Source organism: Mesorhizobium sp. GW821-FHT04C10, assembly GCF_059420305.1.
The window spans coordinates 5,205,069-5,217,212 of sequence record NZ_JBWKTL010000001.1 but is presented as its reverse complement, the minus strand read 5'-3'; the positions used below and the strand labels follow the sequence as shown (position 1 = coordinate 5,217,212).

Genomic DNA, 12,144 nt, shown 5'->3' with positions numbered 1-12,144 from the left:
ACTCCCGCATCGCGCGAAATTTAAGCACCGAACTGCTTTCACCGCCGGAGCACGACCACCGATTGGCGGGCGTGCTCCGGCTCACTGATCTCGAATTGAAGGGAAAGTCTTATCATTTTGTTTGCGTTGGCACGTCATAGTAGAGGCGGCTAACGGAGTGGAATGGGATGAAGCTCGACCTGTCGCCGACCAGCTGGGGCAGGGTGATCGCTGTCACCGCGGCCGGCACGGCATTCTTCATTGCCGTGGCGTTTTTTGTTGATTCGTTCAATTTCCCCTATCTCTCGCCCGAGGCTGTCTGGCGCGCGCAACTTACGGACCTGCTTCTTCCCCTGGTGCTGGGCGGCTCGTTTCTGTTTCTTCTCATGTGGAAGATCCGCCAACTGGCCATAGCCCAACGCGAACTCAGCGTCATCGCCGCGACCGACAGTCTTACGGCGGTGCTGAACCGCGGCGCCTTCTCGATGCTGGTCGAGGCCTATCTCGAGGAGACCCGCAAGCAGGAGCATGCCCGTTCCGGCGCGCTGCTGATCATCGATGCCGACCACTTCAAGTCGATCAACGACCGCCTCGGTCATGACTGCGGCGACCAGGCGCTCAAGCTGATCGCGCAGGCAATCAAGGGGCAATTGCGCGGCAGTGATATCGTCGGCCGCATCGGCGGCGAGGAGTTTGGCGTGTTTCTTCCCGGTGTCGACCCCTCGCAATCCTGGCTGGTTGCCGAAGGCATCCGCCGGCGGATCCGCGAGATGGACTTTTCGCCCGGCGGCCGCGCCTGTCCGCTTTCCGTCTCTATCGGCGGCACCAGCTTCAGTGGCCCGACCACCTACGAGGCGATATTCTCGGCCGCCGACCGACGGCTCTATGCCGCCAAGTCGAATGGGCGCGACCAGGTCAGTTTCGACCCGGCGGAAGCCGCTCTGGTATCTCAGCCCAGCGTCGCCACGGTGCATTGAAGGCAGCCTTGCAACGCGTGAAGGCGGCCGCTTCCTTGACGCCTTCCTGTCGGTGTGCTTCCTCCGGGTAAGGTGATGTATTGGGCATCGCCAGAGACATTTCTGCTTTCTTGATCTCCTCGGTCTTCCGGCCCGCTGGCGCAGTCGCGACCTTTCGGTGCCGGCGAACGAGTGGCGGGATGGCCCCGGGCAAGGCCAGGCAAGCGCGGCGATCATGATCCATCTCTTCAACAGTTTTCAAAACCCGTTTGGCGGCAGCGAGCGCGAAACCCTCGACCTGTACCGGCTGTTGAGCGCCGACCAGCAGGTGCGTCTTTGGGCAACCTCTTCGCGCGTGTCCGACGAACTGATGCGGCAATTTCCGATTCACCGCGTCTCGCCGGCAAAGCGCGACGTGCCGGACGGCGGCACCTACGTCTTCCTCGGCGCGCATTGGCGCAACAAGATCTGGCCTTACCTGATCCGGCGGCCACGCCGGCTGATCTATGTCTTCAACACCTTCCACCCAAAAATCATCGCGCTGACGAGCGGCATGCCGCGCCTGCTGGGCTGGCCCGACGCCGAACTGGTGCTGATCTCCGATTTTCAGAAGCGCATGCTGCAGGTCGAAGGCGTCGTGCATCCGTCGCCGATCGATATCGAGCGTTTCTCGCCATGGCCGGCAAGGTCGGATCGACCGTTCACGGTCGGGCGTCTGAGCCGCGACACGGCGGACAAGCATCATGCCGACGATGCGGCGCTTTATGAGGCATTGCTGGCCGATGGCGTTGCGGTGCGGATCCAGGGCGGGACGCCGCTCAAGGACAAGCTCACGCCACATCCGCAGCTGGAACTCCTGCCGCAAGGCCAGCTTGCCGCCGAACAGTTCTTGCCGACGCTCGACGTCTTCTACTACCGCACCGGCTCGCATGTGGAGACCTTCGGCCGCGTGGTATTCGAGGCGATGGCTTGCGGTTTGCCCGTGGTCTGCCATTCGCATGGCGGCTATGCCGACCATATCATCCATGGCGAGAACGGTTTTCTCTTCGAGACGACGCAACAGGCGGCGCAATTCCTGGCCGAGCTCAAGGCCGATCCGGCGCTGAGGGCTGGTGTGGGCCACAAAGCGCGGCAGACTGTCGAGCGGCTGTTTTCGCCGCAGGCATTGCAACAGCGACTGGATTTCTACCGACGTTAGCGATACCGCCCGCAACGACGGCTGCCCACTCCGTTTGTCATCAATCTCGACATCGCCAAAGTTGACATGCAAAAGAACCACCGGGCGGACCGCATCGGCGCCACCAGATCGAGCGGGGCTTCTTACCAATGACATTGATGGGCGCGGCGGCACTGCTGATCCTGGTCCTGACCTATGCCGGCGTGGCTGTCGGCCGCATACCTGGACTGCGTCTGGACCGGGCGGGGATTGCGCTGCTTGGCGGCGCCGCGATGATCGCGATTGGCGCGATCAGCATGGAGGATGCCTACCGCGCGATCAATTTCGACACCATCACGCTTCTGCTCGGCATGATGATCGTGGTGGCGCATCTGAAGGTCTCAGGCGCCTTTCGCGGCCTTGGCGCCATCGCCATCGAACACGCGCACGCGCCGTTCATGCTGCTGGTCATGGTCACGCTGCTGACCGGCGTGCTGTCGGCCTTCCTGGTGAACGATGCCATCTGCCTGGTCATGGCGCCGATCGTCGTCCACGTCACCCGCGTCATCAACCGCAACCCGATCCCCTATCTGATCGCCACCGCCACCGCGTCGAACTGCGGCAGCGTCGCCACCATCACCGGCAATCCGCAGAACATGGTCATCGGCGCGCTGTCGGGCATTTCCTATCCCGCCTTCTCGGCGGCGCTCGCGCCGGTCGCCCTGTTCGGCCTGGTCGCGGTCATCGTCATCGTGCGCATCGTCTATCGCACAGAATTCACCCGCAGCGCTGAGTTGACGCCGCATGTGTCGCGCGGGCGCATGCATCGCGGGCAGGTGCTGAAGGCGGTGATCGTCTGCATCGGATTGGCCGTTGCCTTCTTCGCCGGCGTTCCCGTCGCCAAGGCGGCATTGATCGGTGGCGCCATTCTCCTGCTCACCCGCGCCATCAAGCCCGCGCGTATTTACCGCGAGATCGACGGACCGCTGCTGTTCATGTTCGCGGGTCTGTTCGTGGTGGTTGCCGGCGCAGAAAGGACGCTGCTCACGCCCGACATCATCGCCTCGGCCAAGAATCTCGGCCTTGATGACGTCTGGCGGCTATCCGGATTCACCGCGGTGCTTTCCAACATCATGAGCAATGTGCCGGCCGTACTGGCATTGCGACCCTTCATACCCGGGCTGGAAAATCCCGAACGGGCCTGGCTGGTGGTGGCGATGAGTTCCACGCTCGCCGGCAATTTCACGCTGCTCGGCTCGGTCGCCAACCTGATCGTCGCTGAACAGTCCAAGGCCGCCGGCACGCAACTGTCTTTTGGTGCCTTCTTCAAGGTCGGCTTGCCGTTGACGCTGATCACGCTCGTGGTCGGCACGGCATGGTTGGCGCTGGGGCATTAAGAAAAAGCAGCAGTTAGCTCTCGGAACCAATTCGGCAGCGCACCATGAACACAAACTCGGCGTGCGGACTTGATATCTGGCGCCGGCGTGCTCACGATTGATTTTGGGGCAGTTTCTGAGTTGTGGTGGGAGAGGTGATCCTTTGGGGGCGGTGGTCGCAATGGCACGTCGATGGCGTGCATACAGCGCTTTTGTACGGACCGAATTCGAGGACCCAGCGCCAAGCGGCCTGTGGCGGTTGCGCGGCTTGCTTCGAGGCCACCAGTCGCAAGCATTGATCATGCTCGAGAAGCAGGCGTTTCTTCGAAAAGAATATACCCCCCTCAGTTTGTACACTCGCCGGCTCGCAGCCTACAACAATCGCATTGACCAGTTCTTGTTCAATAAGCTGAACCAAAAGGCATGGCTTGACCATGTCATGCCCTCCGTAGCGCCGCCAATGACCCACTATGTCGCCGGCCAGCATCTTGTTGATCTCGCGAAACCGGAAGAACGTCTTGAATTTGGAACGATACTTTCGCTCGTAAATCAGAAGGGTGAATTGTTTCTCAAACCTGCTGCGGGCGGACACGCGAAAGGTGCATTAAGGCTCGTTCATGCCCCCGAAGGATTGCAGGTCAATGGCCACAAGGTGCACGCCCGGGAATGGCTTGACGGTTTCTTGCGCCAGAAGCCGGATGCCTACACGATCTCGGAGATCATCCGACAGGGAACATGGAGCGAGACATTTTTTCCATCCACGTTGAATACGCTTCGGGTGTTGACCGGGACGCATTTTTCCAACCACCGCACTGTCATATTGGCGGCGACCATGAAGATGGGCCGTCCGGAAACCTATCCGACCGACAACTGGAAGATCGGGCGTGGCGGAATCTCGGCGCTGGTGGATCCGCTGAACGGCGTTCTTGGCCCCGGCCTCTCTTACAATTCGGAAACGAGGGGCCGCCAAGTCAGTGAACGTCATCCGGACTCTGGTGCCCAAATCCGCAACGCGGTCATACCCAACTGGGATGTTGTCAAGTCGCGTATGTTGAGGCTGGCAAGCCAACTACCCTATCCGGGCCTCATCGGGTGGGATGTCGCATTGACGAACGATGACATCGTCATTGTCGAGGCCAACACCACCCCTGGCCTGGCAATACATGAAAGTCATGCGAGCTTGAGACGAACACCCGAGCAACGCGCATTCTGGGCTGAAATGGGAATTAGGGACAAACCAAGAAGCACTTAGTTCCTGCCTCAAATGCGCGCCCTGACCAGAGTGGCGGCGGCGTGCCCGGCGGCTTCTATATAGTCGGGATTGCGGTGGATCAGCATGATCGAAAACGAGCCGTCTATCAGCAGCACGATCTCGCGGGCCACCGCCCGTGGTTCCTTGATGCCGTGGTCGGACAACGCGCCAGCCAGCCAGGCTTCAAAATTTGACTTGTGACGTGCTCCGACCTTGACAGCCGGGTGGCCGGGCATCGAGGCGAGTTCGGCGGCCGTGCGCAGAAAGCCGCATCCTTTCCATTTTGGATGACGCGCGACCCGCGCAAGGTTGGTGAAGATCGCTTCGACCCTGCGATCCGCGCCACCTTCCGCCGCATCGAACCAGCCGGCCATCTGCCGCAGATTGGGCTGGTCGCGACCATCGAGGTAGGCGGCGATCAGGTCGTCCTTGCTCTTGAAGTGATAGTAAAGCGTCCGTTTGGTGAACCCCGCCTTTTCGGCGATGGCATCAACGCTGACGCGGCCGATTCCCTCTGCGTAGAAGAGCTTGGTCGCGGCTTCGACGATGCGTTCGCGGGTGGGGCTTTGTGCCTGGATCATACGTCATGTATACCGACTAGTGAATATACATACAATCGAAAGCGTGGTCCCTTCCCATCGTATTTGGAAAGGAAGAACCATGACCGATCTTGTCCTGAACGAGACCCGCGACGGGGTGACTGTTCTTACCCTCAACCGCCCTGAAAAGCTCAACGCGCTGAACTATGCCCTGATTGATCGCCTGCTCGCGATCCTCGATGACATTGAAGTCGACGACGACATTCGCGCGATCATTCTGACCGGTGCGGGAGAGCGGGCCTTCTCGGCCGGCGGCGACATCCACGAGTTCTCGGGCAGCGTTGCCGCCGGTACCGACACAGCGTTACGGGACTTCGTCATGCGCGGCCAGCGGCTGACGGCACGGCTCGAAGCCTACCGCAAACCCGTCATTGCCGCCGTCAACGGGATTGCCTTCGGCGGCGGCTGCGAGATCACCGAGGCCGTGCCGCTGGCGATCGCCAGCGACCGCGCCCTGTTCGCCAAGCCGGAAATCAACCTCGCAATGCCGCCGACCTTTGGCGGAACGCAGCGCCTGCCGAGGCTCGCCGGGCGCAAGCGGGCGCTCGAATTGCTTTTGACCGGCGATTGGTTTCCGCCACCGCGTGCTCTTGAACTCGGTCTTGTCAACCAAGTCGTCCCCCACGACGACCTGATGCCGGCGGCTTTTGATCTGGCCAGGCGTATCCTTCGGCACTCCGGACCTGCGGTCGCGAGCATTCTCACCGCCGTGGCGCGCGGGCTCAACCACAGCATCGCCGAAGGCCTTCTGGTCGAAGCCGAGCAGTTCGCCCGCATGGCTCCGACCATTGATTTGCGCGAAGGGCTCGATGCCTGGATCGAGCGGCGCAAAGCAAGTTACGACGGCTCGTGGACGCATGTCGCCCGGCCTGACGAGGCTAGGCGCGCCTCGCTACGGCTCGACAGGGCCGCTGATCAGGGCGACACGTCGAGATGGCCCTTCATGTTGGGGTGAAAGCGGCAGAAATAGGCGACCGCGCCCGCCGCCTTCAACGTCAGGCTTGCCGACTTCTTCGGCGGGATCATCACCTCCCAGCCGCCCTTCACCGTGGCCGTGTGGGCAATCACGTCCTTGTTCACCCACTCGATCGTGTCGCCGACCTTCGCATCGATGGTCGCCGGCGAGAAGACGAGTTTGTCGATGGTGACCTCTATGGTCGCGGTCGCCGCCGGCGCCGCTGAAAGCATCAGCGCAAGGGCGGCCAGCCATGACGGATGGATCAAGACGTCCGCTTTCATTTCAGCATGCCGGCGACGTGTTCGGCGTGCTGTTCGTGGCCCTGGAAGATCTTGAGGCCGGTCTCGAGCAGGCTCTTCAGCTCGGCATTGCTGGCCGAGGGGATGAGGAGGGTTTCGAGCGCACCGTTGACCTGCTTGTGATAGGCCACCTCATTCTCGATATAGGCCTTGTCGAAGGCTGCGCCCGTCAGCTTGGCGAGCTTGGCGCGTTCGGCCTCCGCCGCCTTGCTCAGCGCCTGGCTGGTGGCGTTGTCCTCGGGCTTCACCTTGAGCTTCTTTACCAGGTCGAGCGCCTGCTTGTTCACTGCCTCGTGGTCGCGCTCCATGTCCTTGGCGAAGGCGACGACCTCCTTGTTCTTCGATGTCTTGATCGCCTGCTTGGCCGCCTCGATGTCGAGGACGCCGGCTGTATAGGCGATATGGGCGATCTGCGGGTCGGTCGGCTTGTCGGCGGCTTGCGCGAACGGAGCAGCGCTGACGAGAAGCAGGGCGGCAAGGGCCGCGGTATATCGGGTGAACATGGCATCCTCCTTCGCCCGGCCGCGCGGAGGCGCCGGGCTCGATTTTCAGTTGACGCTGATTGGATGCGCGGCCGGCAAAAACGTTCCCGCAAAATCAGAGCAGGATCATTCGAAGCCAAGGCGTCTCATCACGGACTGGGTCAGCCGTTCGCAGCGGCGGCCGGCGAAGGGGAAGGCGTCGAGCAGCACCGGGCCGATCTCGTCGTCCAGCGCCTTGCGCAACAGGGTGCGCGCCCGGTGCAGCCTTGTCTTGACGGTCTCTCGCCGCACGCCGAGCAGATCGGCGGTTTCCTCCATGCTGAGGCCCTCTATGACACGGGCCACGAAGACCACGCGGTAGATGTCGGGCAGGCTGTCGGTCGCCCGTTCGACAAGTGCGAGAATCTGCCGCTGCGCCATGGTCCGCTCCGGGTCGTCGCTGGGATTGATGGGAAAGCGGATGATCTGCGCTTCCGGGTTCTCGGGCATCGCCACGGTGTGGCGCCTCTTGCGCAGCCGGCCGAGCGCTTCGTTGATGACGATGCGCGACAGCCAGGTGGCGAGCGAGGAGTCGCCGCGAAAGGAGCCGAGGCTGGCGAAGGCCCGCATATAGGCCTCCTGCACGATGTCCTCGGCCTCAGCGTCGTTGCGCACCACGCCGCGGGCGATCCGGTAGAGCAACTGGTTATGTGTCTTGATGATAGCGCGAAAAGCACCAGCCTCGCGTGCGAGCGCGCGCTGCACGAGCAGCACGTCGCCGGAAGGGCCTTCAGCCGCCTCCGGCATTTTGGCGGGCATTACGAGTTTGCTCATCGCGACCGGATCTCCCCAAACAGCGCATGACTGCACGTTGGATGCGCCCGCCGGAAAAAGGTTCCCGGATTTCGGCAACCTGGCTTCGCTATTCTAAGCCGCCGCCAATCCCTTGTCTGCGGCCTGAACGCGCGCGGCCGCCGCCAGAAGATCGGTCTGGGTGATCAGGCCGAGAATGCGTCGTTCGCGGTCGACGATGACCACGGCGTGGCTGCGCCCGTCGGTCAGCACGGGAAGCAGGCTCATCGCCGGCGTATCGGGCGAGGCGGTGCCGGCCTTCGACATGACGCCCTTCACCGTGTCGCTGGCCCTCGTCAGTTCACGCAGGCCGACGGCGCCCACCAGACGGGCGTCCGCGTCGACCACCGGCAGGGTCCGGATATTGTGATCGAGCAGTTGCTGGCGCGCCTCCTCGATGGTGGCCTGCTCCGGCACTGACACGACGTCGCGGGACATGATGTCCTCGCAGAGCAACGTCCTGTGCGAGCGCACCATGGCCTGCAGCTCGACTTGTCTCAGGAGCCGCTCGAGGTCGTTGCGGTCGATGTCGAAGGTTTCGTCGAGCGTGGTCAGTGCCGCGTCGATATCCTCGGGCCGGAAGCCGACGCGCTGCTGCGCCGGCGGATCGGCTGTCCCATGGCTGTTGGCGGGGGGGGCGGCGACATGCGGATAGTTGCGCCGCGCCAGCCTGTGGAAGAGGAAGCCGAGCGTGACCAGGATGATCGAATTCAAGGCCACCGGCACGAAGGGGAACAGGAAGCCCGCGCTGACAACGGCAGGCCCGCCGAGCACGGCCGTCAGCGCCGCCGCGCCGCCTGGCGGGTGCAGGCAGCGCGTGAACGACATCGCCGCGATGGCGAAAGCTACAGCGAGGCCCGAGGCAATGACCGGATCATGGACGAAATGCGCCACGGTCACGCCCACCAGCGCCGATATGGAATTGCCGCCGATGATCGACCAGGGCTGCGCCAAAGGGCTCGCGGGCACGGCGAAGAGAAGCACGGCGGAGGCGCCCATCGGCGCCACCAGCAGGGCCACGTGCGGGCCGCCACCCATCGCCAGCCCGCTGATCACGCCGGTCAGCGCGATGCCGATCGTGGCGCCGATACACGCCAGGATGCGTTCGCGCAGCGTTGCGCCGGCAAGGATGGGGACAAAAAGACGAAAGGTCATGGCAAGCTTTGTGACAAATGGATTGGTCGGGGATGCCGTGCAGCACGCAATGCGGCCGAATCCGCGGATTTGAAAGTCAAACAAATCCGGAAAGTCGCGGCCCGAGAGAATAATATTGCGCGCCGCGCGGCAATGGGATGCCGCGAGCGGCTCGCGCTTTGTCATCAGCGTCAAGGCCTTGCGACCGTTTGCCGACTCTGTGCGGCAGTCAGCTCGCGCGCACCGCTCAGGCCGCGGCTGCGGCCAGCCCGCGCATGATGTCGGCTTTCAGGTCGTCGACATCCTCAAGGCCGATCTGCAGGCGGATCAGCGGGCCTTCATAAGCGGCTTGTGCCACGACGCGGTCGCCAAGCCAGACCGGCACCGCAAGGCTCTCGTAGCCGCCCCAGGAATAGCCGAGCCCGAAGATCTGCAGCGCGTCCAGGAAAGCGTGCTGCTCCTTCTGGCCGCCTCCGGCGAGCACGATGGAAAAGATGCCGCTCGAACCGCAAAAGTCGCGCTTCCACAATTCGTGGTCCGGGTGGCTGGGGAGGGCAGGGTGCAGCACGCGCGCCACGCCCTTCTGGCCTTCGAGCCACGACGCGATGGCAAGCGCGCTGCGCTGATGATGTTCCAGGCGCACGCCCATGGTGCGCAGGCCGCGCAGCACCTGGTAGACATCGTCGGGGCCTGCGCAGCAGCCAAGCGTGCAGAAGCTCTCATAGAGATGCTTCCAGTGGCTTTCATTGGCCGACACGGTGCCGAGCAGCACGTCTGAATGGCCGGCCGGATACTTGGTCGCGGCATGAATGGAGATGTCGACGCCATGGTCGAGCGGCCGGAAGTAGAGCGGCGTCGCCCAGGTGTTGTCCATCATCACGATGGCGCCGGCCGCATGCGCCGCCTTGGCGATCGCCGGGATGTCCTGCACCTCGAATGTGTTGGACGCCGGCGATTCCGTGAACACCACCCTGGTGTTGGGCTTGATCAGGGCGGCGATGCCGGCGCCGATACGCGAATCATAATACTCCACCTCGACGCCGAGCCGCTTCAGCATGGTGTCGGCGAAATTACGGGTCGGATGGTAGACGCTGTCGACGATCAGCAGATGATCGCCGGTCGATACGAAGGCGAGCAGCGGAATGGTCACCGCCGCAAGGCCCGACGGCACCACGATCGTGCCGGCGGATCCTTCCAGCGCGTCGATGGCCTGGGCAAGGGCGTCCGTCGTCGGCGTGCCGCGCGTGCCGTAAGTGTATTTCTGGCTGCGGCTCGCCATCGCGGCGGCATTGGGAAACAGCACCGTCGAGGCATGCACGACCGGCGGATTGACGAAACCGAAATAGTCGTGCGGGTTGTTACCCGAATGGGCAAGCCGCGTGTTGATGCCCACTTTGCCTGAACCCTGCTCGTTGCCGTCTTTTGCCATTCATCTTGCCTCTTCTGGTAAGCCGCTAGCCATAGTGCGGCGGCATGGGCCGTGCAACAGCATGGCGTTCGCCAGGAAACCGACTTCGGATATGCCAATTTCTTTCGCGGAGGCCGTCTTCTGTCACGTGCCCGCCGACCTCGCGCGATTTGTCGGGCAGCAGCAGCGGCTTGATCCCGGTCCAGTCTTAATCGCTTCCTAGCGCATGGCTCGGGCTCCGGTCTCGAAGCTTGGATCACGTCTCGGGCAACGCCATCAATCCCCTATGCTCCACCGCGCAGCCGCTGATGCTCCGACCTTACGTTCGCTTCGGCGTAACACGGACATCGCCAGACTTGCCGCCGATTTGACCGGTCGCGAGTGGGCCGAGGGCGACATGCCGCGGCATTGCTTTGTTTTGTAAAACAGGGTCCATTCATTTCATGCACATCGTCACTTGGACGGTCGGCAAAGACGGTCTGCTTACAAGGTCAGGGGGAGCGGCATGCGCGTCCTATTTTCATCCATGCGGATGACAGGCCACATACGACCATTGCTGCCCTACGCGCATACGCTGACGAAGCACGGCCATCAAGTTTTGTTCGCCTCACCGGAGAGCGCCGGTCCAATACTTCGGGACACAGGGTTGGCGCACGCGCCTTTCGGTCATCCGGGTGACGAGAAACTTGGCAAGGTCTGGGCGGCGACCTCCAACATGACCGCCGAGGAAATGGGCCGCACAATGGTCCGCGACGTTTTCGCGGACCTCAACGCGCGAGCCGCACTGCCAGGGCTTCGCGAAACGTTCCGGACCTGGAAGCCGGACGTTATCGTGCGTGAGTCGCTGGAGTTTGCGGGCGCGATTGTGGCCGCGGAGAATGACATTCCGGTTGCCAGCGTCGCGACCATCAACGGTCTTTCAGAAGCGGTCGCAATGGCAAGCGCAGTGGCGCCGGTTGACGTCCTGCGTCAGGAAGCCGGACTCGAATCGGATGTCGGGGCGGCTCTGCGCGCCACGCCGACTTTCACGTCATTTCCCGCGTCCCTGGATGGCGATGTGGAGACGGTCGGCTCATTGGCGCCGTTCCGTGTGCGGACGGAGAGGGAGAGCCTGGACCCGGAAAGTGCCGTTCCGACATGGGCGCTCGACGATGGAAGACCGCTGGTTTTCATTACGTTTGGCACGCTGGCGGCGGGATCGTCCAAGAATCACGAGCTGTTTCGCACGGCCCTGAAATCCGTCGCGGACTTGCCTGTTCGGGCGCTGTTTTCGACCGGCGCGGAGATGGATCGGTCGCTGCTCGGTGCCGTTCCCGAGAATGTGACGGTCGAGGCTTGGGTACCTCAGCGCGAGATATTTCCACGGGCAGCGGCTCTCGTCTGCCACGGCGGTGCAGGCACGGTCCTGGCCGGATTGGCAAACGGGTTGCCGATCGTCCTCACACCCTTGAACGCCGATCAGCCCGAAAATGCGCGGAGGGTGGAAGCAGCCGGCGCAGGCATCGCGCTGCCGAACCCCGATACGACATCGCTGCGCGCGGCAATAGAGAGAGCACTCGCCGATTCCAGAATTCGAGCCGCTGCTGGCCGGATCGCTCACGAGATCGGGACCATGTGGAGCATTCACGATGCTGTCGGCAAAATCGAGCGCTTGAGCGCCAGCTGATCAAGAAATGTCGGCTGTTGGTGCAGCGTTGATGCGCTGCTGTGCAGT

At 62.8% G+C, this 12,144-nt stretch carries 12 protein-coding genes; 6 read left to right on the top strand and 6 right to left on the bottom strand.

The annotated features are described in order from the left end of the window. Positions 1-167: 167 nt before the first annotated feature. The 4 genes from AC07UC_RS25455 to AC07UC_RS25440 all read left to right on the top strand — a co-directional run bounded on the left by AC07UC_RS25455 (position 168) and on the right by AC07UC_RS25440 (position 4,719). A complete protein-coding gene (locus AC07UC_RS25455) occupies positions 168-956 on the top strand; it encodes a GGDEF domain-containing protein (RefSeq protein ID WP_140768278.1) in 789 nt (262 codons plus the stop codon). Positions 957-1,170: 214 nt separating this feature from the next. Continuing rightward, positions 1,171-2,133, top strand: coding sequence for a glycosyltransferase family 4 protein (locus tag AC07UC_RS25450; protein ID WP_494907791.1), 963 nt, complete (start codon positions 1,171-1,173; stop codon positions 2,131-2,133). A gap of 128 nt (positions 2,134-2,261) precedes the next feature. Next, a complete protein-coding gene (locus AC07UC_RS25445) occupies positions 2,262-3,488 on the top strand; it encodes an anion transporter (protein WP_494907790.1) in 1,227 nt (408 codons plus the stop codon). 280 nt (positions 3,489-3,768) lie between these two features. After that, a complete protein-coding gene (locus AC07UC_RS25440; RefSeq protein ID WP_494907789.1) occupies positions 3,769-4,719 on the top strand; it encodes a sugar-transfer associated ATP-grasp domain-containing protein in 951 nt (316 codons plus the stop codon). 8 nt (positions 4,720-4,727) lie between these two features. Here AC07UC_RS25440 and AC07UC_RS25435 read toward each other — a convergent pair whose 3' ends face one another. Next, positions 4,728-5,300, bottom strand: a complete 573-nt coding sequence (locus AC07UC_RS25435; RefSeq protein WP_494907788.1) for a TetR/AcrR family transcriptional regulator — start codon at positions 5,298-5,300, stop codon at positions 4,728-4,730. A gap of 79 nt (positions 5,301-5,379) precedes the next feature. On the opposite strand from AC07UC_RS25435, the gene AC07UC_RS25430 reads away from it, so the two are divergent. Continuing rightward, positions 5,380-6,273, top strand: coding sequence for a crotonase/enoyl-CoA hydratase family protein (locus tag AC07UC_RS25430; RefSeq protein ID WP_494907787.1), 894 nt, complete (start codon positions 5,380-5,382; stop codon positions 6,271-6,273). Here AC07UC_RS25430 and AC07UC_RS25425 read toward each other — a convergent pair. The 5 genes from AC07UC_RS25425 to AC07UC_RS25405 all read right to left on the bottom strand — a co-directional run bounded on the left by AC07UC_RS25425 (position 6,234) and on the right by AC07UC_RS25405 (position 10,451). After that, entirely contained in the window at positions 6,234-6,557 is a 324-nt protein-coding gene (locus AC07UC_RS25425; RefSeq protein WP_494907785.1) for a cupredoxin domain-containing protein, read from the bottom strand. The two genes, AC07UC_RS25430 and AC07UC_RS25425, sit on opposite strands and share 40 nt — an antisense overlap. Further along, positions 6,554-7,078 (bottom strand): DUF4142 domain-containing protein, encoded by a 525-nt coding sequence (locus AC07UC_RS25420; protein WP_494907784.1) that lies wholly within the window; start codon positions 7,076-7,078, stop codon positions 6,554-6,556. The genes AC07UC_RS25425 and AC07UC_RS25420 overlap by 4 nt, the downstream gene beginning before the upstream one ends. Before the next feature lie 105 nt (positions 7,079-7,183). After that, the gene (locus tag AC07UC_RS25415) at positions 7,184-7,870 is read right to left on the bottom strand and encodes an RNA polymerase sigma factor (RefSeq protein ID WP_494907783.1); all 687 of its coding nucleotides are present in this window, start codon (positions 7,868-7,870) and stop codon (positions 7,184-7,186) included. A gap of 93 nt (positions 7,871-7,963) precedes the next feature. Further along, positions 7,964-9,043, bottom strand: coding sequence for an HPP family protein (locus AC07UC_RS25410; protein WP_494907782.1), 1,080 nt, complete (start codon positions 9,041-9,043; stop codon positions 7,964-7,966). A 226-nt stretch (positions 9,044-9,269) separates the two neighbouring features. Next, positions 9,270-10,451: a cystathionine beta-lyase gene (locus tag AC07UC_RS25405; protein WP_494907781.1), complete on the bottom strand. Its 1,182-nt coding sequence runs from the start codon at positions 10,449-10,451 to the stop codon at positions 9,270-9,272. A 625-nt stretch (positions 10,452-11,076) separates the two neighbouring features. Between AC07UC_RS25405 and AC07UC_RS25400 the strand changes: the two genes are divergently transcribed. Beyond that, on the top strand, positions 11,077-12,096 hold the full coding sequence (locus tag AC07UC_RS25400; protein ID WP_494907780.1) for a glycosyltransferase: 1,020 nt from the start codon (positions 11,077-11,079) through the stop codon (positions 12,094-12,096). Positions 12,097-12,144 lie beyond the last annotated feature (48 nt).

Coding starts and splice junctions, on each gene's coding strand:
- AC07UC_RS25455 (WP_140768278.1), top strand. CDS start 168: ATGAAGCTCGACCTGTCGCCGACCAGCTGGGGCAGGGTGATCGCTGTC.
- AC07UC_RS25450 (WP_494907791.1), top strand. CDS start 1,171: ATGATCCATCTCTTCAACAGTTTTCAAAACCCGTTTGGCGGCAGCGAG.
- AC07UC_RS25445 (WP_494907790.1), top strand. CDS start 2,262: ATGACATTGATGGGCGCGGCGGCACTGCTGATCCTGGTCCTGACCTAT.
- AC07UC_RS25440 (WP_494907789.1), top strand. CDS start 3,769: ATGCTCGAGAAGCAGGCGTTTCTTCGAAAAGAATATACCCCCCTCAGT.
- AC07UC_RS25435 (WP_494907788.1), bottom strand. CDS start 5,300: ATGATCCAGGCACAAAGCCCCACCCGCGAACGCATCGTCGAAGCCGCG.
- AC07UC_RS25430 (WP_494907787.1), top strand. CDS start 5,380: ATGACCGATCTTGTCCTGAACGAGACCCGCGACGGGGTGACTGTTCTT.
- AC07UC_RS25425 (WP_494907785.1), bottom strand. CDS start 6,557: ATGAAAGCGGACGTCTTGATCCATCCGTCATGGCTGGCCGCCCTTGCG.
- AC07UC_RS25420 (WP_494907784.1), bottom strand. CDS start 7,078: ATGTTCACCCGATATACCGCGGCCCTTGCCGCCCTGCTTCTCGTCAGC.
- AC07UC_RS25415 (WP_494907783.1), bottom strand. CDS start 7,870: ATGAGCAAACTCGTAATGCCCGCCAAAATGCCGGAGGCGGCTGAAGGC.
- AC07UC_RS25410 (WP_494907782.1), bottom strand. CDS start 9,043: ATGACCTTTCGTCTTTTTGTCCCCATCCTTGCCGGCGCAACGCTGCGC.
- AC07UC_RS25405 (WP_494907781.1), bottom strand. CDS start 10,451: ATGGCAAAAGACGGCAACGAGCAGGGTTCAGGCAAAGTGGGCATCAAC.